Raw genomic sequence first — 24,799 nt, 5'->3', positions numbered from 1 at the left:
CAAGCGCTCATTACCTTGTTGCGGACAAATAATCTTTATTGAGCAGATAAGTAATGGTCGAACTCAACGCCGAACTTAATCGCACCAGTTGGGTTTGGCGTATGATCTTCCCACAATGTTAAGATTTGACAAACCAAAGTCTCATTACCTGCCACACTCAATGATGGATCAGTTGTGAAACCAAGTTGTGACCAGAACTCACTGTTTTCAGACGTAATGCACCCTGGGTAACCAAGTTCAGATAAAGAATCTAACCCTTCACGGATCAACTGAGAACCAATACCTTGATGGCGAAATTCAGGTTTAACACAAATAGGCGCAATCCCCTGCCAACTGCTTTCTTCAGCATCAATATGGAGAGGACTGAACACAGCATGGCCAATAACGTCACCTTCATCTGTACATGCCACCAAAGATAAGGTGAAATGACCATTTTCTCGTAATGACATCACCAGCTGGGCTTCTGCTTCCGTCTCAAACGTCTCTTTAAGTAGACGGTCAATCGACAAGATATCGGCAGGAGCTTCAGTTCGAATAAGCATGTATAACCTCGTGTTCGGTATTTGGGACAGACATGCCTTTATGCACAAAATCTGCTAATTGGTGAAGTAAAATTTGCATCGGCTTTGGTAATTGTTCAAAATCGATGCTGTCCATCAAGTTTTTTACTTCTAAACCTAACTCCGTGTCCCCTTCTATGATAAGGCGGCGTTGGAAGAAAAGCGTATCGGGGTCTTCTTTACGCCCAGCAATTAAGACTAAGTCATTTAGATCCCCGCTAAAACTCACGTCATCTTGCACACTTTTATTCACAATCACAAGTCTGCCGTGTTGGTAACTAATAAACCAACGTAATTGCATATCTTTAATTTCTACTTTTAGCCATTTATCAGTCAAAAATTCAAAGTCTCCATCCTCTAGAGCTTCTTTAAAAACCAATAACAGACTGTCTAACATGATTTTTTTCTGAACAACTTGCGGAATGAAATGCATAGGAGGTCGCAAAATTGAAGACGCATTTTGCACTAATTGTGCTCGTATCTTGTTAATCACTAAAGTAACCCGTAATGTAGAAAACATTGCTACATACTAGGGCAGTTTTTAAACATACATTCTGTTACGTATCAAAAAATAAACACATAGTACTGAGCACTCAGTTTTGATACACCAAATTTATAGAGCGTACATCTCATATTTTGTAATATTTAACGGAATATCATTCTTAATAGTTGGTAATAATATGTCTGCTCAAACATTTTCAGACAATTTGCAGCATTGGTTTTCTAAATTGACGTCAAATCGTACGTGTTTTTTCGCTGTTCTCGATCGCCAACACCACTATGTGATCGTGAGTCAGCGCTATGCAGACATTGCACAGCAACCGATTGACCAACTCATAGGACAAGATGATCACTCTGTACTTGGAGAGGAGTACTATCAAGCGCTGCAACCTTTGTATGAACTTGCGTTTCAAGGAGAGTACGTTGAAAAAGAAATAGAGATTCAACATATTAATGGCAATCGCACCTTTCTTATTTCAGTCAGCCCACTTAATAATGGGGATGATATTGAATCTATAATTTTTCAAGCATTTGATACGTCAGAGAAACAGGCTCTCCTTCAATCTTTAGATGAATCTGAGCGTAAATTTTTGACACTTTCTTCCATTCTTACCGATGGCGTGCTTTTAGTAGAAAACAACACTATTATTTCGGCCAACCCAGTGGCTGTTCAGCAACTAGGTTTCGAAGACGTAACGGTATTATTAGGAGAAGAGTTTTCCAAATTATTTTTGGATAAAAAAACGGGCTTACCCGTTACTGCACACTCTTCAATGATGGCAGGCCAAACACAACTCTGCCAAACCAGTATCCGATGTGGACTAGAACGCACACTACGATTGACTAGTGCTTGGACAGTACTGTGGGGCAATCGCTCACAGATAGTGCTAATACAAGATACGACGAGTCCTAGTAGCTATACCTTCGATTATCCTCAGCCTTTGGATGTCCACATTGATCCTCTTACCGAACAGTACAATCGTTTGGGATTCACCAAACGCGTAGAACAGTACATCAAAACCAAAACTCCCTTTGTGATGCTCTACCTTGATGTCGATAACTTTAAGAACATTAATGATTCTTTAGGTCACCACGTGGGAGACAAAGTGATTCGTGAAGTGGCTGCACGGCTCAAAAGGCTGCTCCCCACTCAAGCTATATTGGGACATTTAGGTGCTGATGAATTTGCGATTATTTGGCCAAATGCAGAATACAGTAATGCCGAAGAAGCTTTAGCCGAACGCATTATTTCTTTGATCAACCAACCATTTGACTTACAGCACTTTTCAAAACATCTGTCTTGTTCTATAGGTAGTGTTCGCTATCCAGAAAATGGTAATAGTGCTCGAGTACTATTGCAAAATGCGGATACGGCCATGTACGAAGCAAAAGCTCGTGGTCGTAACAGGTTGGTCGTCTATACCAATCAAATGAGCAAAGAAGCTAGAACCAGGCTTTGGTTGGAAATAGAACTTCAAAAAGCATTGATGCAAAATGGTCTTGAAGTTTGGTATCAACCAAAGGTTAGCGCACGTGATTTCAGTATCAACGGTGCTGAAGCATTAGTGAGATGGAAGCATCCTGTTGAAGGTTATATCAGCCCCTCAGCATTTATCCCAGTTGCCGAACAGTCCGGACTCATCGAGCACTTAGGTAAAGTCGTCATCCGAGAAGTATTCACCACCGTTAAGCATTGGCAAAAACAAGGAATTTTACCCGGTCGAGTCGCGATCAACCTCTCACCAGAGCAGTTTGGCAATACACGTCTGCTCGAATACCTAGATAAACAGGTAAACATCACCGGCGTCGATCCAAGCTGGATCACCTTTGAATTAACCGAAACGGCAGTCATGAGTGACAGTAAGCATACTCTGCAAATGCTTAATGCGATTAAACAATTAGGTTTTGCGCTATCCATTGATGATTTTGGTACAGGCTATTCATCATTAGCCTATCTTGCGCGCTTCCCACTCGATGAACTGAAAATTGACCGCGAATTTATCAACGATATCGATACATTGCCTAAGCAGGTCACTGTCATCGAGAACATCATCAATCTGGGTAAATCATTAGAGCTAAGTGTGGTTGCCGAAGGTGTTGAAACACAGCAACAAGCTACCTTACTCTCCAATTTAAGCTGCAACACTATTCAAGGTTTTCATTTTTATCGCCCTTTACCTAAAAATGAGGTTGAGGAATTATTCATTAAAAACGTGCATCACATAAAAGGGTTATGAGCACTTTAGAATGAACTAAACCTGCCTTATATCAAATTCCACTCATAGCATTCTCCATAAAATACCGATATTTAGACACAAAAGTCCTTAAATAATGGAATTACTATGCCCAGCAGGGAACTTACCCGCCCTTAAAACAGCGATTGATTGTGGCGCTGATGCGGTTTATATCGGCTTTAAAGACGACACAAATGCCCGCCATTTTGCAGGATTAAATTTTGCCGGTAAAAAGCTAGAAAAAGCGGTTAATTATGTGAAAGATAACGGTAAAAAACTGCATGTTGCGATCAATACATTTGCGCATCCAGATCGATTCGATCGTTGGACCAAGGCTATCGATCAAGCAGCGAATTTAGGCATTGATGCGCTTATCGTCGCGGATATCGCTTTATTGGATTACATCTCCAATCATTACCCACATATTGATATTCATTTATCAGTACAAGCTTCAGCGACTAATACCAAAGCCATCGAATTTTATCATCAAAATTTCAATATCAAACGTGTAGTATTACCGCGTGTTTTATCCATCCATCAAGTCAAACAACTATCTAAAACCATTCCAAACAACGTAGAGTTAGAAGTTTTTGCTTTTGGCAGCCTCTGCATTATGTCGGAAGGTCGTTGTTATTTATCTTCTTACTTAACCGGTGAATCTCCCAACACTGTCGGTGCTTGCTCACCCGCAAAATATGTCCGTTGGCAGGAAACAGAAACCGGACTTGAATCTAGGCTGAATGAAGTTCTTATCGATCACTACTCTCATGGTGAAAATGCTGCTTATCCGACCCTATGTAAAGGGCGTTTTATTGCAGAAATTGAGGGACAAAATAAACGCTATCATGCACTAGAGGAACCAACAAGTCTCAATACCTTATCCGTATTACCCGAGTTATTTAAAGCCAATATAGCGTCGGTGAAAATTGAGGGGCGCCAACGTAGTCCCGCTTATGTGGAACAAGTAACGAAGACTTGGCGCTCAGCCATTGATAGCTACCTTTCCTCGCCAGAAAAATACCAAGTAGTACAACAATGGAATAACACGCTTGCCAATGTATCAGAAGGGGTTCAAACCACTCTTGGTGCTTATCACCGTAAATGGCAATAATATCGGAGAACAACCATGAAATATGCCCTTGGCCCTTTACTCTACTTTTGGCCTAAGCAAGATGTGGAGCAGTTTTATCTCAAGGCTGAATCCTCAGCCGCTGATATTATTTACTTGGGAGAAACTGTTTGTTCTAAACGTCGCTCAATCAAAGCTCAAGATTGGCTTGAGATAGCCAAATCTCTTTCAGATGCAGGGAAACAAGTGGTGCTATCGACTATGGCATTACTTGAATCTTCGAGTGAAATCAATGAAATGAAGCGCTATATCGAGAATGGTGACTTTTCGATTGAAGCAAATGATATGGCAGCAGTGCAACTCGCAAGTGAAAAGCACATCCCTTTTACTGTTGGCCCCGCCGTTAATGCTTATAATGCTCACGCGCTTAAACTATTACTTAAGCAAGGTATGGTACGTTGGTGTATGCCAGTTGAACTGTCTCGTGACTGGCTAATAAATACATTAAATCAGTGTGATGAACTGAATATTCGTCATCATTTCGAAATAGAGGTATTTAGCCACGGCTACCTCCCCCTCGCTTATTCAGCGCGTTGTTTTACTGCTCGAGCAGAAAACCGAGCCAAAGATGAGTGCGAAACTTGCTGTATAAAATACCCCACAGGATTGCCGGTCGATAGCCAAGAGGGGCAATGCGTCTTTAACCTCAACGGTATACAAACCCAATCCGGGTATTGCTATAACCTAATTAATGACGTGACACATATGCAAGGATTAGTGGATGTGGTCAGGCTTAGCCCACTCGGTGTTGAAACTTTTCAATCACTAGAACAATTTAAAGCGAACGAGCATGGCGAGAACCCGGTTCCCCTAGAGAACAGAGAATGCAATGGCTATTGGCACCAACTCGCTGGGCTAAAAACGTTTAACGAATAGTGCATCATATGGGGAAGTTAATATGCCATGTGTCGTGCACTGGATATATCCAAGTATAACGACGCATAAAACTTCCTCATCATGGCCTACCTAATACTTATGCAATAAAGTATCCAGAAATACGGCTTCTTCATCAGACATACGATCGGTCATTTCTAAAGCCATTAATGCATAAACCTTACTACCATTAGATAGTAATTCTGACGCTTGTTCGGTTAATTCTAGAGAGGCGTTTTGACCTCGCCAAACTAATAACTCACGACTAATAAAACGTTCCACCCACTCAGTTGCCTGATCAGGAGAAACGTCAAGAAGAGAGCTAACCTCAGCTACAGTAAAGGCATGACCTTCATTCTGTAGTGTTCTTAGTTGATCGTACTCTTCAAACGTTAAATGGGAAATTGGATCTTCCGTGACATGCTTGCGCCGTACCTTGGCAGAAAAACGCTCTAGCTGTTCTAAGTTCATGTCAAACTCATTGAATGTTCAATGCTGATACCACCAGATTACCAACGCTCCAATCAAACATCATACAATGACTAGACTGCTCAATAATCAGGCACCCATATAAAAAAGGCGACTCTATAGAGTCGCCTTCCAATAGTCAATCACAATGTCATTATCTTCATGCTTGATCAGACTCTTTATCTGATTTTTGTGCTTTATTTTCAGCTTCTTGAGCATCCCTTACGTGTTTGTAAATTCGCTCTAATTCCAAGAATGAGTAACGGTGTTCAACATAATCATAAACGTTAAACGAAATCGCCAATTTATACAGTGAAATTGCATGGGCCAATTCACCGTTTAATTGATACCGCTTACCTAGATAAAAATACGTTTCGGTTAAACGACGAGCGAGTAGTTCATTATCGTGAGTCTGCTGTAAGATCGTTTCAAAAGCATTTTGCTCAGAGACTTCATCAAGCATCAAAGCAACAATCGTCCAGCCCCATTGATCCGTATGAACACTGTATTTGGCTTCGAGATCTTGCTTGGCTTTAGCTGGATTTAAATCATATTGCATGATGTATTCCCAAAGTGCATTGAAAGGATCATTCTTTTGCTGTTTATCCAGCTTATGCATGTCTTCCAAGCCTAACTCTGGCCGTTCACCATAATAAAGCGCAACCGCTCGATTACGCAGCGCAAATAGGTTTTTCGGATCCATTTCTAACGCAGTATCGAACGAGTCGTAAGCGGCATCATGTTGATCAACACCCGTATAATAAACACCAAGCAGATTAAACACTTCCGGCTGCTTAGGATCAATTGAGATCGATTGAGCAAAGTCCAGACGCGCAAGATCTTGCAGGCCAACGTTATCGTACGCTTCACCACGTTCATTAAGCATTCTGGTCCGTACTTTATCACTCAAATCTTGACGTTGTAATAATTGAGTGAGTCTTGCTATCTGCACTTCATCTTGTACTGAGTGTTGCAGAGGAATAGCCATTGGTGGATATACCCACTGCGCTTGATGTGAGTTACGTGATACACAGCCAGCTATAAGTAGCAGTGCGATCCCCACCGTTGCGGTACGAAACCATTTCACAGATAAATACTCCTGTTATCCCGCGATAATACCAACCTCAGAGATACCAAGGTTAGCTTAATAATTCATGGTAAATAGTTAGACATTGTATTGCTGATCAATAGCCTAACCAGTATTCCGACAGTATGACAAACTTCCCGTGTGATTACTCATAAAAAAAGGGAGCGTCATGCTCCCTTTATATCATGCTTTAGGGGCACAATGCGAAATTCGCATTGCTACCTAAACCAAAACCTTATTCAGATTTAGACTCAGCGTTATCTGCTGCTGGTGCTTCTTCTGCTGGTTTTTCTACCGCTTCTTTCATACTTAGACGAATACGGTTTTGACGGTCAATTTCAAGTACTTTCACTTTCACTTCTTGACCTTCAGTTAGGTAGTCAGACACTTTCTCTACACGTTTGTCAGCAATTTGAGAGATGTGAACTAGACCATCTTTACCAGGAAGAACAGTAACGAATGCACCAAAGTCTGCAAGACGTGCAACTTTACCAGTGTAGATTTTGCCCACTTCAACTTCAGCGGTCAGCTGTTCGATACGAGCAATCGCATCTTTCGCTTGATCGCCATCAGTTGCAGCAATCTTGATGGTACCATCTTCTTCAATTTCGATCGTTGTGCCAGTTTCTTCAGTTAGCTGACGAATCACTGCACCACCTTTACCGATAACATCTTTGATCTTATCAGTGCTGATCTTCATTTTGTGGATACGTGGAGCGTATTGAGAGATATCATCGCGAGCACCAGCAATCGCTTGATCCATTACTGATAGGATGTGCATACGTGCGCCTTGTGCTTGGTTAAGCGCAATTTGCATGATCTCTTTAGTGATACCTTCGATTTTGATATCCATTTGTAGCGCGGTCACACCGTTAGAAGTACCTGCTACTTTAAAGTCCATGTCACCTAGGTGGTCTTCATCACCCAAGATGTCTGAAAGAACAACGAAATCATCACCTTCTTTCACAAGACCCATTGCGATACCTGCAACAGAAGCTTTAATTGGCACACCAGCATCCATTAGTGCTAGAGATGAACCACATACAGAAGCCATTGAAGATGAACCGTTTGATTCTGTGATTTCAGACACAACACGTACTGTGTATGGGAATTCATCAACAGAAGGCATTACGGCTGCAATACCACGTTTTGCTAGACGACCGTGACCAATTTCACGACGTTTTGGTGAACCAACAAAACCAGTTTCACCTACACAGTATGGAGGGAAGTTGTAGTGCAGTAAGAAGTGGTCTTTACGCTCACCTGTTAGCTCATCGATGATTTGCGCATCACGTTGAGTACCAAGTGTTGCACTTACCATTGCCTGAGTTTCACCACGAGTGAACAACGCGCTACCGTGAGTACGAGGAAGAACACCTGTGCGAACATCTAGTGCACGAACCATGTCTTTTTCACGACCATCGATACGTTTTTCGCCAGCGATGATGCGACCACGAACTACTTTCTTCTCTAGAGAACCAAGCATGTTCTTGATGGTGTTTTCATCGATAGTTTCGTCTTCAGCTACAACCGCAGCAACAACATCAGACTTGATGTTACCTACTTGCTCGTAACGAGCCATTTTATCTGTGATTTGGTACGCATCAACGAAACGAGCTTCAGCAAGTTCAGCAATTTTTGCTTTCAATTCAGTGTTTTCAACTGGTGCAACCCACTCCCATGCTGGAGTAGCAACTTCAGCTGCGAATTCGTTGATTGCTTTGATAACAGTTTGCTGTTGATCATGGCCATATACTACTGCAGAAAGCATTTGTTCTTCAGAAAGAACGTCTGCTTCAGATTCAACCATAAGAACTGCACTTTCAGTACCAGCAACAACAAGGTCTAGGCGAGAGTTTTCAAGTTCAGTTTGGCTTGGGTTCAATACAAGTTGATCGTTGATGAAACCAACACGTGCAGCACCGATAGGACCATGGAACGGGATACCTGAGATAGCTAGAGCAGCTGAAGTACCAATCATAGTTACGATGTCAGGTTGTACGTCAGGGTTTACAGATACAACTGTTGCGATAACTTGAACTTCGTTTTTGAAGCCGTCTGGGAAAAGCGGACGGATTGGACGGTCGATAAGACGTGCAGTTAGTGTTTCGCCTTCAGAAGGACGACCTTCACGCTTAAAGAAGCCACCAGGGATTTTACCTGCAGCGTAAGTACGCTCTTGGTAGTTAACTGTTAGAGGGAAGAAGTCTTGGCCTTCAACCGCTTCTTTTTTACCAACAACTGAAACGAATACTGACGTATCGTCCATTGTTGCCATAACCGCTGCCGTTGCTTGGCGAGCCATTACACCTGTTTCTAAAGTAACGGTATGGTTACCGTACTGAAATGTTTTTACTACTGGTTTTTCGAACATGAGTATTCCTTGTCTCTAGAGAATATCTCTAGATAATTCATTGAAAACTCACAGCATCGCTCATCGCGACTAGTAAAAAGAGACTGGCATAAACCCAATATCAATCTACTTTTTAATAGCCGCGACCACTTGGTCGACTAAGGTGACAGCTATGCAGTGAGTCATTTTTCTATTCAACAATTCATCTTGCTGAATGGCGGGTAGTATAAACTACTTACCCTAAGTTGTGCCAAATTTAGATAACAAAAAAGGGGCACGAGGCCCCTTTTTCAAACAAACTGATCTTAGCGACGTAGGCCTAGACGTTTGATTAGGTCTTGGTAGCGTCCTAGATCTTTACCTTTTAGGTAATCTAGAAGTTTACGACGACGAGAAACCATGCGTAGAAGACCACGACGGCTGTGGTGATCGCCTTTGTGCTCTTTAAAGTGATTTTGTAGGTGGTTGATAGAAGCTGTTAGTAGAGCTACTTGAACTTCTGGTGAACCAGTATCGCCTTCAGCACGTGCGTAATCAGCAACGATTGCTGCTTTAGTTTCTGCATTCAGAGACATAATTTTCTCCTAAGAGTTAATATTTACAAGGTGTGCCAGCCAATCTCTGATTCAGCCGACACGAGAAGCGCGAATTATAAAGAATAAAACTCACGCCGACAAGCGATATCCAATGTTATCGCATGCCATTAACTTAGTCGCGTGAATACACGACCAAACGCTTTGGTGCTACTTTGCCATCATCGTCAATGTCACCAACGCCAAGGAACAAACGTTCCTCACCGCCAGTCATCCGAACCTGACCTTCTAACGGGGCTCCAGAGACTTGTACAGACTGACCATGCTGAACCATATCCACTAACTCTGGAATCATGTTCACTTCAGGTAAATTTTGTACTGCGGTATCCATTGGTAATAATAAAGGATCCAGTAGCTCTTTTGGTTGAATATCCTGCTGCTGGGCTTGCTCAAGTAACTCATTAAGTTGCTCAAGAGTAACCATGCGCTCATATGGGTAATTGGCTACGCCGGTACGACGCAGATAAATGACATGAGCACCACAGCCAAGCAATTCACCGAGATCATCTACGATCGTTCGAATGTAAGTGCCTTTAGAACAATGCACTTCCATCTCGACTTCATCCCCTTCAAAACGCAGTAACTGAATATCGTAAACGGTAATTTTACGTGACTCACGAGGCACTTGAATGCCTTCACGAGCATATTCATATAACGGACGACCTTGATATTTCAATGCTGAAAACATTGAAGGGATTTGATCGGTTTCGCCACGAAATGACTCAATGTGACGTAATAAATCGTCTTGATTCACGTTAACAGGACGCGTTTCAACCACTTCACCATCAGAATCAGACGTATTAGTACGTTGACCTAACTTAGCAATAACGCGGTAGCGTTTATCGGAATCAAGCAAAAACTGAGAAAACTTGGTCGCTTCACCCAAACAAATAGGCAACATACCTGTAGCTAAAGGATCGAGAGCACCGGTATGTCCTGCTTTCTCAGCAAAATAAATGCGTTTTACTTTTTGCAGTGCGTCGTTAGATGAAATACCCGTTGGTTTATCGAGTAGTACTACGCCGTTGACTGCACGACCTTTACGTCGTCTTGCCATTACTCTTCGTCCCCGCGGCCTGACTCAGATTGTTTACGTTTATCTTCGCTCACTACATCAGAAACAAGGTTAGACATACGCATACCTTCAACCAAAGTAGAGTCGTAGAAGAAACGAATTTCAGGAGTCAAACGCAGACGAATGCGTTTACCTAGCATCATACGAATATGAGCTTCATGCTCACGTAAAGCAGCAAGGCAAGTTTCTGGTGTTTGTTCACCTACGCAAAGAAACGTTACGAATACTTTTGCGTAAGAAAGATCACGCGAAACCTCTACATCAGAGATCGTCACCATTCCTAAACGGGAGTCACGAACTTCACGTTGCAGAATCATCGCGAGCTCTTTTTGTAATTGCTGCGCCACTCGTTGAGTACGGCTAAATTCTTTTGGCATATCTTTTCTCACTTACAGAAAGAATGGGGGGATGGTTTCCCAGCCCCCCATGGTGCATTCAACAACCTATATTGCCTTACGAGCAATTATAGTGTTTTTAGTCGTCGATAGAACGTTGAATTTCAACAGTTTCGAAGACTTCGATCTGGTCGCCTACGCGTACATCGTTGTAGTTCTTAACACCGATACCACATTCGTAGCCGTTCTTCACTTCTTGTACATCATCTTTAAAACGACGTAGTGATTCTAGTTCGCCTTCGTAAATAACCACGTTTTCACGTAGAACGCGAATTGGGTTATTACGTTTGATCATACCTTCAGTCACCATACAACCAGCGATTGCGCCAAGTTTTGGAGATTTGAAGACATCACGAACTTCAGCTAGACCAATGATTTCTTGTTTGAACTCAGGTGCAAGCATACCGCTCATCGCTTGTTTCACTTCATCAATCAATTGGTAAATGATTGAGTAGTAACGAAGATCAAGGTTTTCAGACTCAATAGTACGGCGAGCTGATGCATCAGCACGAACGTTGAAGCCGACGATGATCGCATTTGAAGCTGCTGCAAGAACTGCATCAGTTTCAGTGATACCACCAACACCCGAACCAACAATGTTCACTTTCACTTCTTCTGTAGAAAGCTTACGTAGTGAATCAGCAATTGCCTCTACCGAACCTTGTACGTCAGCTTTCAGTACAATGTTCAACTCAGCAACATCACCAGCAGCCATATTAGAGAACATGTTCTCTAGTTTAGCTTTTTGCTGACGAGCCAGTTTCACTTCACGGAATTTACCTTGACGGTAGTTCGCTACTTCACGCGCTTTACGCTCATCACGTACAACAGTTGCTTCATCACCAGCTGCTGGAACACCAGATAAACCAAGAATTTCTACAGGAATTGATGGACCTGCTTCAGTCACTTCGTCACCGCGCTCATCACGCATAGCACGAACACGACCGTATTCTTGACCACAAAGAACGATATCGCCTTTATGTAGAGTACCTGATTGAACCAAGACTGTAGCAACCGGACCACGACCTTTATCAAGACGAGATTCGATAACCACACCAGATGCCATTCCATCTGCTACTGATTTTAGCTCAAGAACTTCTGCTTGTAGAAGAATCGATTCTAGAAGCTGGTCAATATTAGTTCCTTGTTTAGCAGAGATGTGAACGAAGATGTTCTCACCGCCCCACTCTTCAGGAATAACATCGTATGCAGCCAGTTCGTTCTTAACGTTATCTGGATTAGCACCTTCTTTATCAATCTTGTTCACAGCAATAATCAAAGGTACACCTGCCGCTTTCGCGTGCTGGATAGCTTCGATTGTTTGTGGCATTACACCATCGTCTGCAGCAACAACAAGAACAACGATATCTGTCGCTTGAGCACCACGAGCACGCATTGACGTAAACGCCGCGTGTCCAGGAGTATCAAGGAACGTAATCATGCCGTTAGGTGTTTTCACGTGGTAAGCACCAATGTGCTGTGTAATACCACCAGCTTCACCAGAAGCAACGTGTGTACGACGAATGTAGTCAAGTGTCGATGTTTTACCATGGTCAACGTGACCCATGATGGTAACAACTGGTGCGCGAGATACGGCTTTCGCAGAAGAATCACGATCGTTCATGATAGCTTCTTCAAGTTCGTTTTCTTTGCGCAGAATAACTTTGTGACCCATTTCTTCAGCGACAAGTTGTGCTGTTTCTTGGTCAATTACTTGGTTAATCGTTGCCATCGCACCCATTTTCATCATCACTTTGATGACTTCAGTGCCTTTAACAGACATTTTTTGAGCCAGCTCAGACACAACGATAGTTTCGCCAATGACAACATCAGATTTAGCTACTTTAGCTGATTTATCAAAACCTTGTTGCATTGAAGATGGCTTATTCATGCGGCCTTTACGACCACCTTTGCCGCCACGTGTGCGAGAGCCGCCACGTTCTTGACGATCGTCACGAGAAGACATTTTCTTCTTGTTTGATTTCGTAGAACGACGGTGACCACCCTCTTCGCGACGGTCTGCCTCATCTTCAGCTTCACGAGCATAGTGTGAAGTTGTCACGTGGTAATCTGTTTTCTCTTCCATATCACCCTTTTTCTCTTCTTCAGCAGACCAACGCGCTTCGTTTTTCTCTGCCAATTTGCGTGCTTCTTCAAGCTGACGCTGGCTTTCTTCTTCAGCCTTACGCTTAGCTTCTTCTTCCTGACGACGCTTCAGCTCTTCGGCTTCTAGACGTGCTTCTTGCTGACGAGCTTTTTCTTCATCAGTAAGAGAACGTTTCGCTTGGTCTTGAGCTTCACGTTTCGCTTTTTCTTCAGCTTCACGTTTCGCTTTTAGTTCTGCTTCTCGCTTCGCCTTTTCTTCAGCTTCACGTTTGGCTTTTTCCTCAACCTCACGTTTTGCTGCTTCTTCAGCTTCGCGTTTTGCTTTTTCTTCAGCTTCACGTTTAGCTGCTTCTTCAGCTTCACGTTTCGCTTCGTCTTCAATTGTGCTGCGCTTAACATACGTACGTTTTTTGCGCACTTCAACCTGAATATTTTTACTTTTACCACCACCGGCATTCACGCTTAAAGTACTGCGTTTTTTGCGTTGTAGTGTTAGACGGGTTGGCTCTGAACCTGCCCCGTCAGAATGCCCTTTGCGTAAATAGCTGAGAAGTTGCTGTTTCTCACCTTCAGTCACGCTATCCGAGCTAGATTTAGGCATACCTGCCTCAGCAAGTTGTTCTAATAAGCGGTCAACTGGCGTACCAATTTCATCACTCAGTGCTTTAACTGTTAGTTGTGTCATGCCGCTTCCTCCCCTTGCCGAAATTATGCGTCTTCACCAAACCAGCAGATGTTACGGGCAGCCATGATTAACTCACCGGCACGCTCTTCGGTTAGGCCTTCAATTCCCTCTAAATCATCGATACCTTGGTCTGCAAGATCTTCCAGAGTTACAACACCTTTGGCAGCGAGTTTAAAGGCTAATTCACGCTCAAGGCCTTGCAGATTCAATAAATCCTCTGCAGGTTCAACGCCCTCTAAAGACTCTTCTTGTGCTAGCGCGATAGTTGTAAGCGCTGTTTTTGCACGACTGCGCAGCTCTTCAACAAGATCTTCATCAAGGCCGTCTACTTCCAGTAGTTCATTTACTGGTACATACGCGACTTCTTCCAATGTTGAGAAACCTTCCTCAACTAGAAGTTCAGCGAAGTCTTGTTCAATATCTAGATACTTCATGAAGTTTTCGATTGCTGCCATCGATTCTTCTTGATGTTTTTTCTGTAGATCTTCTACAGTCATCACGTTCAATTCCCAACCTGTCAATTGAGAGGCTAGACGAACGTTTTGGCCATTACGACCGATCGCTTGAGCTAAGTTATCAGCTTCAACTGCGATATCCATTGCGTGAGCATCTTCATCTACGATGATAGACGCTACATCAGCAGGAGCCATTGCGTTGATCACGAACTGAGCTGGATTATCATCCCAAAGAACGATATCAATACGTTCACCGCCTAGCTCGCCAGATACAGCTTGTACACGTGCACCACGCATACCAACACAAGCACCTACTGGGTCGATACGTTTATCATTGGTTTTCACTGCGATTTTCGCACGAGAACCCGGATCACGTGCCGCACCTTTCAATTCGATGAGTTCTTCACCAATTTCAGGCACTTCTACACGGAATAGTTCAGCCAACATTTCGGGCTTAGAACGTGTAATAAATAGTTGGAAACCACGCGCTTCAGGACGTACTGCGTACAATAGACCACGTACACGGTCACCTGGGCGGAAGTTTTCACGTGGAAGTTGGTCTTCACGAAGAATCACTGCTTCTGCGTTATTACCAAGGTCCAAAATAATGGTATCACGGTTTACTTTTTTAACCGCACCAGTTACTAGTTCACCTTCATTATCAATGAACTGCTCAACGATTTGTGCACGTTCAGCTTCGCGAACTTTTTGAACGATAACCTGTTTAGCCGTTTGAGTCGTAATACGGTCAAACGTAACAGATTCAATCTCTTCTTCCATGTAATCGCCTAATTCGATGCTATCGTCATCGAATTGAGCCGCTTCTACAGAAATTTCTTTTGTGGGGTTTTCTACTTCATCAACCACTAACCAACGACGGAAAGTATCAAACTCACCCGTTTTACGATCGATGGCAACACGTACGTCAATTTCAATTTCGTACTTTTTCTTTGTTGATGTCGCTAAAGCAATCTCAAGCGCTTCAAAAATACGCTCACGAGGTACGGCTTTCTCGTTAGAAACCGCCTCTACAACCGCTAAAATTTCTTTACTCATTTTTATAGCCTCTAAGACTTAAAATTTAGGGATCAGGTTAGCTTTTGCGATATTACTTAACGCAAAGTGTTCTTGTTGCCCATCTACAGTAATCGAAACGGTCTCGCCATCAACAGAGTCAATGATACCTTTCCATTTACGACGGTTACCTACAGCCATTTTAAGAACGATGCTGACCTCGTGACCAGTAAACTGCTCATAATGCGCTGCTTTGAATAGTGGTCTTTCCATACCTGGAGAAGACACTTCCAAGTTATAAGCTACTGATATCGGATCTTCCACATCCAGCACTGCACTAACTTGACGACTCACTTCTGCGCAATCATCAACTGTGATGCCGTTTTCGTGGTCAATAAAGATACGTAATGTCGAGTGCTGTCCTGCACGAACAAATTCCAATCCAACTAGTTCATAACCTGAAGCTTCAACTGGAGCTTCAAGCAATTCGGTAAGTTGTCTCTCTAAACCAGTCATTTTTTAACCACTCCAGAAACAAAAAAAGGGCTTAGAGCCCAATTTAAATTCCAAGCAAGAACCTGAATTTGTTTCATAAAATTCAGATAACAAAAAACCCCGAAAGCCGGGGTTTTATGATGCTGGACCCTGATAAATTGAGAAGAATCTTCTCAATTGCAGTGAGGTTAACACTGCCAAACTTGCATCCAAACCTAGAGGAAATTGGTTGCGGGGGCCGGATTTGAACCAACGACCTTCGGGTTATGAGCCCGACGAGCTACCAAACTGCTCCACCCCGCGTCCGACTTGCTATGCATTATACGCACAACAGTATGATTTACAAGTTTGTAAACATGGTGCCGAGAGGGGGACTCGAACCCCCACACCGAAGCGCTAGCACCTCATGCTAGTGTGTCTACCAATTTCACCATCTCGGCATAAACCTGACTTATCTTACGATAAGTTATTGAGGAATTTCGTCGCTGTTACTTTTCTTCTCAGCGGGAACTTCACTCGCAGCTTTCGCTGCAGTATCGTCAGCTTGTTCAACAGTAGTCGTTGTTGTTTGTGCTTGACCTTGTGAAGGGTCAACCCACTTAGACTCTGCTTTGTTGGTTGATAAATTACCTAACACCAAGCTAGCGACTAAAAAAATCAATGCAAATATTGCAGTCATTCGGGTAAGGAAGTTACCTGAGCCACTGGAACCAAACACTGTGTTTGACGCACCAGCACCGAATGAGGCTCCCATGTCTGCGCCTTTACCTTGCTGTATCAACACTAGGCCAATGATACCAACCGCTGCCAACAGGTAAATCACAAGTAGAGCTGTAAACATAACATCCACCTATGTTCCAAATTGTTGAGCCAGCGCCGTCCTAATCAAGTGACTCGAACAAGGCTAGCGGCCTCCTTATTGAAGGCGGAGCCAATACTAACCAAAGCAAACTCAACTGACAAGGATAATTTGCTAAAAACTATCCTCTTACCGTTTAAATGATTAAAAAAAAGTCAAAACAATCAATCAAACAACAGTTTTATCGATAAGCATAAGTAATATGGTCACTTTCTCTTACCAACAACCTGCTGCTTTAACAAAAACCGATGTTCAAAATCACCAACACAGTTCATTAACAGCCCAGGCCTTTGAGTCTGGGCTAGGAAAAATCAGCGTTAGCAGCTTTCTTTAACAACCTGAGCAATATCTAATGCTGATTGTTGTACCAGTTCAGCGTCTTCACCTTCTACCATAACGCGGATGAGTGGTTCGGTACCTGACTTACGTAAGAGTACTCGACCTTTATCCGCTAATGTTTGTTCCACTTTAGCAACAGCAGCTAACACTGCGGGTTCCTCAAGAGGATTGGAGTTACCACTGAAACGAACATTTTCTAATACTTGTGGATAGAGCGTCATACCTTTAGTTAACTCATGAAGAGGCATTTCACTATCGACAATAGCAGTCAAGACACGTAACCCTGACACAATCGCATCACCCGTTGTCACGCTATCAAGCAAAATAATATGCCCAGAGTTTTCAGCACCGATATTCCACCCTTTTTCTAACAGTTTTTCCATTACATAACGGTCACCAACTGCAGCTCGAGCGAATGGAATACCTAGCTGTTTCAACCCATTTTCCATGCCAAGGTTGGTCATGAGAGTCCCGACCACGCCGCCTTTCAGCGAGCCACGACGCAATGCATCACGAGCAATAATATAGGCCAGCTGATCGCCATCCACTTTTTCACCAAGTGCATCAACCATGATTAGACGGTCACCGTCACCGTCAAACGCTAACCCTAAATCAGCCTGCTCTTCTACGACGCGTTTTTGTAACGCTCTCACATCAGTAGCACCGACTTCATCGTTGATATTCACGCCATTAGGTTCAACGCCCATCGCAATAACATTAGCGCCGAGTTCTTTAAACACATTAGGGGCAATGTGATAGGTAGCACCGTGCGCACAATCCACTACTATTTTTAAACCAGATAGGCTCAAACGGTGAGGAAAAGTACTTTTACAAAATTCGATATAACGGCCTGCAGCATCCACCAAACGAGACGCTTTACCTAACATCGAAGATTCAACACATTCGATATCTTTGTCCAGTTCAGCCTCAATAGCTAATTCGACCTCATCTGGGAGCTTAGTCCCTTCAGATGAGAAGAATTTAATACCATTATCATGGTATGGGTTATGCGATGCTGAAATCACAATCCCCGCTTCGGCGCGAAATGTTTGCGTTAAATAGGCTACTGCTGGAGTTGGCATTGGCCCAGTAAAAATCGCTTTGAGTCCAGCGGCAGCGAGCCCCGCTTCCAGTGCTGACTCAAGCATATAACCGGAAATACGAGTATCTTTACCGATGATGACTTTGCGCGTACCTTGTTTTGCTAACACACGGCCAGCCGCCCAACCAAGTTTGAGTACAAAATCTGGTGTAATTGGGTATTGACCAACATGACCACGCACACCGTCAGTACCGAAATAACGTCTTTCTTGAGACATATCGATCACCCTTAACTATTTTTAGCGATTTGTTTATTTTTATTTGTCATTGCAACAACTTTCATTGCCTCTAAAGTTTGCTCAAAGTCATGCACACGAATAATTTGAGCGCCCTTTTCTGCCGCAATAGTGGCACAAGCGACACTCGCTGTCACACACTCAGCTGGCTTCTTATTCAGTAATTTAAACACCATAGATTTACGCGACATGCCCGCTAATACTGGTAATCCGTATTGGTGAAAACTTTCAAGATTAGCAAGCAGTTGATAATTATGGTCAATAGACTTACCAAATCCAAATCCAGGATCCACAACAATATTACTACGTTTGATACCCGCAACTTCACAAGCAGCAATGCGCTCTTGCAAGAACGAATCGACTTCTTGCATAAGATCATCATATTGTGGGTTCACTTGCATTGTTTTAGGTTGACCTTTCATGTGCATGATACATACAGGAACCTGTGCCTTGGCCACCACCTCTAACGCACCAGGCTCGGTCAGTGAACGTATGTCATTGATAAAATCTGCACCCGCTTCTATGGCTTGTTTCATCACTTCCGCTTTACTTGTATCGATTGAAATCCATACATCTTGATTGAACTGACGAATTTCCTTAACGATAGGCACTACACGGTGCAATTCTTCTTCTAATGAAACTTCTGGTGCGCCTGGGCGTGTTGATTCACCACCAATATCAATAATCGAAACGCCCGCCTCAATCATCGCTTTAGCATGTGACAGTGCTTTTTCTAGGTCGGTATAACTGCCACCATCTGAAAAAGAGTCTGGCGTGGTATTTAAAATACCCATGACATGTGGGCGATCGAGTTCTAGAGTTTTCGATGGAGTCTGAATGTTCATAATGCTAAGAGAATAATTCCTAATATATAGAAAAACCCCGAATAAATCGGGGTTTCGTCTTTACTGCTCAAACACGACTATTCCGCGTTTGAGTCTTTTTTATCTGTACTTTCATCAGCAGACTCTTGAGGCTTCGTATCTTTGCTTTCCTCTGGAGCTTGTGCTGGTTCAGATGCTTCCGCTTTTGGTTGTTCAACTGTTGTTGCAGTGTCAGCGTCTTTTTTCGCCGCACTGGCAACATGATCAGCCCAACCGGCAGGTTCACGAATCACTTCTTTACGTGCCATCAAGTCATCAATCTGACCTGCATCGATAGTTTCATACTTCATCAATGCATCTTTCATTGCATGCATGATATCCATATTTTCAACCAAGATTCGGCGCGCACGTTCGTAGTTGCTGTCGATAAGCTTACGAACCTCATCGTCGATCAATTTTGCAGTATCATCAGACATGTGCTTGGTTTGTGTCACACTACGACCTAAGAACACTTCGCCTTCGTCTTCAGCGTAAAGCATTGGACCTAACTTATCTGAGAAACCCCATTGGGTTACCATCTTACGTGCAATATCAGTTGCACGCTCAATATCATTTGATGCCCCAGTGGAGACTTTATCAACACCGTAAATCAACTCTTCTGCTAAACGACCGCCATACAAGCTCGAAATCATCGACTCTAAGTTTTGCTTAGACATACTGATACGATCTTGCTCGGGTAGATACATAGTAACACCAAGCGCTCGACCACGAGGAATGATGGATACTTTATATACCGGATCATGTTCAGGAACCAAACGACCAACAATCGCGTGGCCAGCTTCGTGATAAGCAGTCGATTCTTTGGTTTCTTCAGACATAACCATAGAACGGCGTTCTGCCCCCATCATGATTTTATCTTTTGCTAACTCAAATTCGACCATAGAAACATTACGTTTATTCCCACGAGCCGCGAACAATGCTGCTTCGTTAACTAAGTTCGCAAGATCTGCACCAGAGAAGCCTGGAGTACCACGAGCAATCAGTGATGGTTCAACATCACCCGCTAGCGGAACTTTGCGCATATGTACTTTAAGAATCTGCTCACGACCACGAACATCTGGAAGACCCACCACAACTTGGCGGTCGAAACGTCCAGGACGAAGCAAAGCTGGGTCAAGAACATCAGGACGGTTAGTTGCAGCGATAACGATAATACCTTCGTTACCTTCGAAACCATCCATTTCAACCAACATTTGGTTTAGTGTTTGTTCACGTTCATCGTGACCACCACCAACACCTGCGCCACGTTGACGACCTACAGCATCGATTTCATCGATAAAGATGATACATGGAGACGCTTTTTTCGCTTGTTCGAACATGTCACGTACACGAGATGCACCAACACCAACGAACATTTCTACGAAATCTGAACCTGAAATAGTAAAGAACGGTACTTTCGCTTCACCAGCAATAGCTTTAGCTAGCAAAGTTTTACCTGTACCAGGAGGACCTACCATCAGCACACCCGTTGGAATCTTACCACCGAGTTTTTGGAAGCGGCTTGGATCACGTAGATAATCGACCAGCTCCTTCACGTCTTCTTTCGCTTCATCACAGCCAGCAACATCCGTAAACGTTGTCTTAATCTGTTCTTCGCTCATCATACGTGCTTTACTTTTACCAAAGGACATAGCGCCTTTGCCGCCACCGCCCTGCATTTGGCGCATGAAGAAAATCCAAACACCAATCAGTAGAATCATTGGGAACCAAGAGATGAAAATAGTTCCTAGCAGGCTTTGTTCTTCAGGTGGAGTACCCTGAACCTTCACATTTTGATTAATGAGATCATCAAGAAGCTTTTGGTCATACACTGGCATATATGTAACGTAACGTGTACTTCCGCCCCGACGAGTGAATGTAATCTCGCTATTATCGAATTGAGCCTCTTGTATTTGGCCTTGGCCAACTTCCTGTACAAATGTGGTGTAATCGATTGTTCTTCCGTTACTATCCCCAGGACCGAAGCTCTGGAACACAGACATTAAAACAACTGCAATTACCAACCAAAGAATTAAATTTTTTGCCATGTCACTCAAGGTGTCAGCCTCGCGATAACTAGTTGTAATTAAAGGTAGGGTACTACAGTTTTCAGACCGTAGCCACAGTGTTAAATTTCATCGCTACAAAATAATGGTTAACCTTTGTAACCAGTCGCAACAATGTACACTTCTCGGGAACGAGCCCTCGAAGAGTCGGGCTTACGGATTTTCACCGCTTTAAACATGTCTCGGACATCCTTGACATACTGATCAAAGCCTTCGCCCTGAAATACTTTGACCACAAAACTGCCATTAGGTGCTAAAACTTCTCGACACATATCCAACGCCAGCTCAACCAAATACATTGCACGAGGTTGATCCACTGATAGATTGCCCGCCATATTGGGCGCCATATCAGACATCACCACATTCACCATATCTGGTTGAATTCTTTCTAACAGAGCATTGAGCACTGCTTCTTCGCGAAAATCACCTTGTAGAAATGCTACACCGGCAATCGAATCCATTGGAAGGATATCACAAGCTATCACTTGCCCTTCATCACCTACAATACCAGCAGCATACTGAGACCAACCACCAGGGGCCGCCCCTAAATCTACGACCGTCATTCCAGATTTCAATAATTTATCTTTCTCTTGAATCTCTTCTATTTTGAAGATAGCACGAGAACGATACCCTTTCTTTTTTGCCTCGTTAACATACTTATCGTCAAAATGTTCTTTCAGCCAACGGCCTGAGCTGGCTGAGTGCTTCTGTTTACTCATTCGATTCCTAATTGAAAAGCATCTATCAAAGAAAGTATGGTAGAAAATATAGTCTTCGTTGATAGATGGCGTTAAAATGTCGGTTTTCAACCCTAATAGTAAATAAATTTGGTCGCGTAATGAACCTAAGCAATAAACAAAAGCAGCACCTTAAAGCGCTTGCACACAACCTAAAACCTGTTGTGCTCATGGGCGCAAACGGATTAACCGAAGCTGTTTTAGCCGAAATTGAAATCGCGTTGGACCACCATGAACTGATTAAAGTGAAAGTGGTATCAGAAGATCGCGAAACAAAACAGCTGATTGTTGACGCTATTGTGCGCGAGACTGGAGCAGAAAAAGTCCAGGTTATCGGTAAGGTGTTGGTTTTGTATCGTCAATCAGAACAACGCAAAATCGAACTACCGCGCAAGTAGTATCGCTTATATGGAAATAAAAAAGGTCGCTCAGTGCGACCTTTTTGCATTTCTTAACAACTAAATGTACTGAACCTGATCGATTTCAAATACTTTATCGCCGCCAGGTGTCGAAATCACAACTTCATCACCTTCTTCTTTACCAATTAGGCCACGTGCAATAGGTGAGCTAATGGAAATACGGCCAGCTTTTGCTTCAGCTTCATTGTCACCTACGATTTGATACGTTTTTTCTTGATCGGTATCGACATCTACAACGGTCACTGTTGAGCCAAAGATGACTTTGCCACTGTTTTCTATTTTTGTAACATCAATCACTTGCGCTACTGATAGCTTGTATTCGATATCTCGAATCTGCGCTTCACAAATACCTTGTTCTTCACGCGCCGCATGGTATTCGGCATTTTCCTTCAAATCACCCAGTTCACGAGCTTCTGCAATTGCAGCAGAAATTTGTGGACGTAGCTTAAGAAGTCTTTCAAGTTCGTCACGCAGCAGTTTTTCGCCGCGTACGGTCATTGGAACTTTTTCCATATTCTACCTCTATGCCAAAGCGTTCTTTGGACAAAACAAAACTACCCAGCCCCGAAAGGTTAGGTAGTGTTGATGAAATGATTTATCTACCAGTGTAAACAAACTTGGCGATTAAATCATCCTAAATCCATCTTGAGCCAACAAATCTTAAGAATCCATATACACATTGAATGACATGTGATCAAGTGCACACTAAAAACTCTGATAAATTATGAAAACCCTATCAAAAAATATAAAAAAATAATATTTCACTAGGTGATAATAGTCATAAAAAAAAGTATAAAAATTAATTTAATACAATAACTTGATGTTTTTTATTTTATAATAAAACAGTGTTCAGTATTCGTTTTTATATCATTTTACTAACTAACACGGAACTCTCATACGAAAATTGGATTAAGAATTTCTCGAAGGAAGCGCTTGGATACTGGCTTGCATTCAATAAATGTATTCAGCGTCATCATCCTATCTGAGTATTCATCAGACGATACAAACGTCTCAATCAACGTTTATGTGGACAATAATTAGGAATTAAAAGATGAAAAAATCCATCATCGCTCTAGCTGTGGCAGCAGCGGCAGTAGCGACTAGCGCTAACGCAGCAGAAATTTATAACGCAGATGGCACTACAGCAAGCATCGGCGGTCGTGTAGAAGCGCGTATCCAATTGCAAGACAGTGAAGCAAACGACATGACTCGCGCTCGTCTAAACTTTGTTGGCCATCAACAAGTGACTGACGACCTTTACGGTTTAGCAAAATTCGAACAAGAATGGAACAGCAATACTGATTCTGGTGAAGCCGACGACGGAGATACTGACTGGACTACTCGTTATATCTACGCTGGTATCGGCACTAGCGCAGGTGAAATCACCTACGGTAAACAAGATGGTGCTCTAGTTAAACTAACCAACTTTACCGATATTATGTCAACTTGGGGTAAAGAAGCGTCAGTAAATAGCGCAGCTGAAGATGATGATGCTATTTCTCTAGCAAGTCGTACTGACAACTACGTCGCTTATAATGCAGATTTTGATGCACTAAGTATTAGTGCAGGCTACCGTTTTGCTGATGGCTCAGACTCTACTGACGGCGACTCACGCACTGGTAACGACCAAGACGGTTACGCTTTAGCAGCAACTTACGCGTTTGGAGATACTGGCGTTGTTCTGGGCGGTGGTTATGCAGTACAAAATGAAAACGCGCAGGCTATGGTAACTTCTTCATTTACTTATGAAGATTTATATTTAGCCGCTCTGTACACTCACATCGACTACGATGATCACGGTGTAGAAAACTACGACGGCTATGAACTAGCAGCTGCTTACACTATCGATAAAACCAAGTTAATCGCAACTTACAACCGTGGCGATCGTGATCGTGCCGATGACACTGCTAACACTATCTCTGTAGAAGCAAACTACTACTTCACTCCTAGCTTCGATGGCTACGTGGGTTACCGTTGGAACCTACTGGATGGAAACGAAGTTGCAGAGAATGCCAACGCTCAAGACCAAGCAATGGCTGGCCTGCTATACACTTTCTAATTTAACAGAAAGTTTATCATCTCAAGACGCCTGCTCCCTAGCAGGCGTTTTTTATGTCAGTATACTAAGAACACCCTTGTTTATTTAATGGATCGTA

The 24,799-nt window shown here is 43.0% G+C and carries 22 protein-coding genes and 2 tRNA genes; 5 read left to right on the top strand and 19 right to left on the bottom strand.

Translation table 11 applies throughout. The features are described from left to right. Positions 1–35 precede the first annotated feature (35 nt). Together F9817_RS05200 and ubiT are read right to left on the bottom strand one after the other, a co-directional pair. Positions 36–542: a GNAT family N-acetyltransferase gene (locus F9817_RS05200; protein WP_161153898.1), complete on the bottom strand. Its 507-nt coding sequence runs from the start codon at positions 540–542 to the stop codon at positions 36–38. Beyond that, complete coding sequence (gene ubiT / locus F9817_RS05195; protein WP_161153897.1) at positions 526–1,053, bottom strand: ubiquinone anaerobic biosynthesis accessory factor UbiT; 528 nt, start codon at positions 1,051–1,053, stop codon at positions 526–528. The genes F9817_RS05200 and ubiT overlap by 17 nt, the downstream gene beginning before the upstream one ends. A gap of 187 nt (positions 1,054–1,240) precedes the next feature. Here ubiT and F9817_RS05190 point away from each other — a divergent pair, with 187 nt between their 5' ends. The 3 genes from F9817_RS05190 to F9817_RS05180 all read left to right on the top strand — a co-directional run bounded on the left by F9817_RS05190 (position 1,241) and on the right by F9817_RS05180 (position 5,300). Further along, positions 1,241–3,298, top strand: a complete 2,058-nt coding sequence (locus F9817_RS05190) for an EAL domain-containing protein (RefSeq protein WP_161153896.1) — start codon at positions 1,241–1,243, stop codon at positions 3,296–3,298. 94 nt (positions 3,299–3,392) lie between these two features. Further along, complete coding sequence (gene ubiU / locus F9817_RS05185; RefSeq protein ID WP_161153895.1) at positions 3,393–4,406, top strand: ubiquinone anaerobic biosynthesis protein UbiU; 1,014 nt, start codon at positions 3,393–3,395, stop codon at positions 4,404–4,406. Positions 4,407–4,421: 15 nt separating this feature from the next. Beyond that, entirely contained in the window at positions 4,422–5,300 is an 879-nt protein-coding gene (locus F9817_RS05180; RefSeq protein WP_161153894.1) for a U32 family peptidase, read from the top strand. 90 nt (positions 5,301–5,390) lie between these two features. Here the strand turns inward: F9817_RS05180 and F9817_RS05175 are convergent, their stop codons facing one another. The 16 genes from F9817_RS05175 to rlmE all read right to left on the bottom strand — a co-directional run bounded on the left by F9817_RS05175 (position 5,391) and on the right by rlmE (position 22,206). Then, positions 5,391–5,768, bottom strand: coding sequence for a MarR family transcriptional regulator (locus F9817_RS05175; RefSeq protein WP_161153893.1), 378 nt, complete (start codon positions 5,766–5,768; stop codon positions 5,391–5,393). 157 nt (positions 5,769–5,925) lie between these two features. Continuing rightward, the gene (gene nlpI, locus F9817_RS05170) at positions 5,926–6,852 is read right to left on the bottom strand and encodes a lipoprotein NlpI (RefSeq protein WP_161153892.1); all 927 of its coding nucleotides are present in this window, start codon (positions 6,850–6,852) and stop codon (positions 5,926–5,928) included. 235 nt (positions 6,853–7,087) lie between these two features. Continuing rightward, positions 7,088–9,226, bottom strand: coding sequence for a polyribonucleotide nucleotidyltransferase (gene pnp, locus F9817_RS05165; protein ID WP_161153891.1), 2,139 nt, complete (start codon positions 9,224–9,226; stop codon positions 7,088–7,090). A 284-nt stretch (positions 9,227–9,510) separates the two neighbouring features. Beyond that, positions 9,511–9,780 (bottom strand): 30S ribosomal protein S15, encoded by a 270-nt coding sequence (gene rpsO / locus F9817_RS05160; RefSeq protein ID WP_161153890.1) that lies wholly within the window; start codon positions 9,778–9,780, stop codon positions 9,511–9,513. 133 nt (positions 9,781–9,913) lie between these two features. Next, positions 9,914–10,855: a tRNA pseudouridine(55) synthase TruB gene (gene truB, locus F9817_RS05155; RefSeq protein WP_161153889.1), complete on the bottom strand. Its 942-nt coding sequence runs from the start codon at positions 10,853–10,855 to the stop codon at positions 9,914–9,916. After that, the gene (rbfA, locus tag F9817_RS05150; protein ID WP_161153888.1) at positions 10,855–11,250 is read right to left on the bottom strand and encodes a 30S ribosome-binding factor RbfA; all 396 of its coding nucleotides are present in this window, start codon (positions 11,248–11,250) and stop codon (positions 10,855–10,857) included. The genes truB and rbfA overlap by 1 nt, the downstream gene beginning before the upstream one ends. Positions 11,251–11,347: 97 nt before the next feature. Further along, positions 11,348–14,059, bottom strand: a complete 2,712-nt coding sequence (infB, locus tag F9817_RS05145; protein ID WP_161153887.1) for a translation initiation factor IF-2 — start codon at positions 14,057–14,059, stop codon at positions 11,348–11,350. A 23-nt stretch (positions 14,060–14,082) separates the two neighbouring features. Next, a complete protein-coding gene (nusA, locus tag F9817_RS05140) occupies positions 14,083–15,570 on the bottom strand; it encodes a transcription termination factor NusA (RefSeq protein WP_161153886.1) in 1,488 nt (495 codons plus the stop codon). An 18-nt stretch (positions 15,571–15,588) separates the two neighbouring features. Then, positions 15,589–16,044 carry a ribosome maturation factor RimP gene (rimP, locus tag F9817_RS05135; protein WP_161153885.1) on the bottom strand — a complete coding sequence of 152 codons (456 nt, stop codon included), beginning with the start codon at positions 16,042–16,044 and terminating at the stop codon, positions 15,589–15,591. Positions 16,045–16,249: 205 nt separating this feature from the next. Further along, positions 16,250–16,326 (bottom strand) — tRNA-Met (locus F9817_RS05130). Between the two features lie 54 nt (positions 16,327–16,380). After that, a tRNA-Leu gene (locus tag F9817_RS05125) sits at positions 16,381–16,463 on the bottom strand. A 26-nt stretch (positions 16,464–16,489) separates the two neighbouring features. After that, entirely contained in the window at positions 16,490–16,864 is a 375-nt protein-coding gene (gene secG, locus F9817_RS05120) for a preprotein translocase subunit SecG (RefSeq protein ID WP_161153884.1), read from the bottom strand. A gap of 335 nt (positions 16,865–17,199) precedes the next feature. Then, positions 17,200–18,540 carry a phosphoglucosamine mutase gene (gene glmM / locus F9817_RS05115; protein WP_161153883.1) on the bottom strand — a complete coding sequence of 447 codons (1,341 nt, stop codon included), beginning with the start codon at positions 18,538–18,540 and terminating at the stop codon, positions 17,200–17,202. A gap of 11 nt (positions 18,541–18,551) precedes the next feature. Then, positions 18,552–19,403 (bottom strand): dihydropteroate synthase, encoded by an 852-nt coding sequence (gene folP, locus F9817_RS05110; RefSeq protein ID WP_161153882.1) that lies wholly within the window; start codon positions 19,401–19,403, stop codon positions 18,552–18,554. A 77-nt stretch (positions 19,404–19,480) separates the two neighbouring features. Next, on the bottom strand, positions 19,481–21,478 hold the full coding sequence (ftsH, locus tag F9817_RS05105) for an ATP-dependent zinc metalloprotease FtsH (RefSeq protein ID WP_161153881.1): 1,998 nt from the start codon (positions 21,476–21,478) through the stop codon (positions 19,481–19,483). 98 nt (positions 21,479–21,576) lie between these two features. After that, positions 21,577–22,206 carry a 23S rRNA (uridine(2552)-2'-O)-methyltransferase RlmE gene (gene rlmE, locus F9817_RS05100; RefSeq protein ID WP_161153880.1) on the bottom strand — a complete coding sequence of 210 codons (630 nt, stop codon included), beginning with the start codon at positions 22,204–22,206 and terminating at the stop codon, positions 21,577–21,579. Positions 22,207–22,325: 119 nt separating this feature from the next. Here rlmE and yhbY point away from each other — a divergent pair, with 119 nt between their 5' ends. Then, entirely contained in the window at positions 22,326–22,622 is a 297-nt protein-coding gene (gene yhbY / locus F9817_RS05095) for a ribosome assembly RNA-binding protein YhbY (RefSeq protein ID WP_161153879.1), read from the top strand. A gap of 60 nt (positions 22,623–22,682) precedes the next feature. On the opposite strand, the gene greA is transcribed toward yhbY, so the two are convergent. After that, the gene (gene greA / locus F9817_RS05090) at positions 22,683–23,156 is read right to left on the bottom strand and encodes a transcription elongation factor GreA (protein ID WP_161153878.1); all 474 of its coding nucleotides are present in this window, start codon (positions 23,154–23,156) and stop codon (positions 22,683–22,685) included. Positions 23,157–23,694: 538 nt separating this feature from the next. Between greA and F9817_RS05085 the strand changes: the two genes are divergently transcribed. Further along, positions 23,695–24,702, top strand: a complete 1,008-nt coding sequence (locus tag F9817_RS05085) for a porin (RefSeq protein WP_161153877.1) — start codon at positions 23,695–23,697, stop codon at positions 24,700–24,702. The last annotated feature ends 97 nt before the right edge of the window (positions 24,703–24,799 follow it).

The sequence above is a fragment of the Vibrio eleionomae genome, from assembly GCF_009874545.1.
Taxonomy (GTDB): domain Bacteria; phylum Pseudomonadota; class Gammaproteobacteria; order Enterobacterales; family Vibrionaceae; genus Vibrio; species Vibrio nitrifigilis.
The sequence above is the reverse complement of the archived record's forward strand: the minus strand, read 5'-3'. Positions and strand labels throughout refer to the sequence as shown.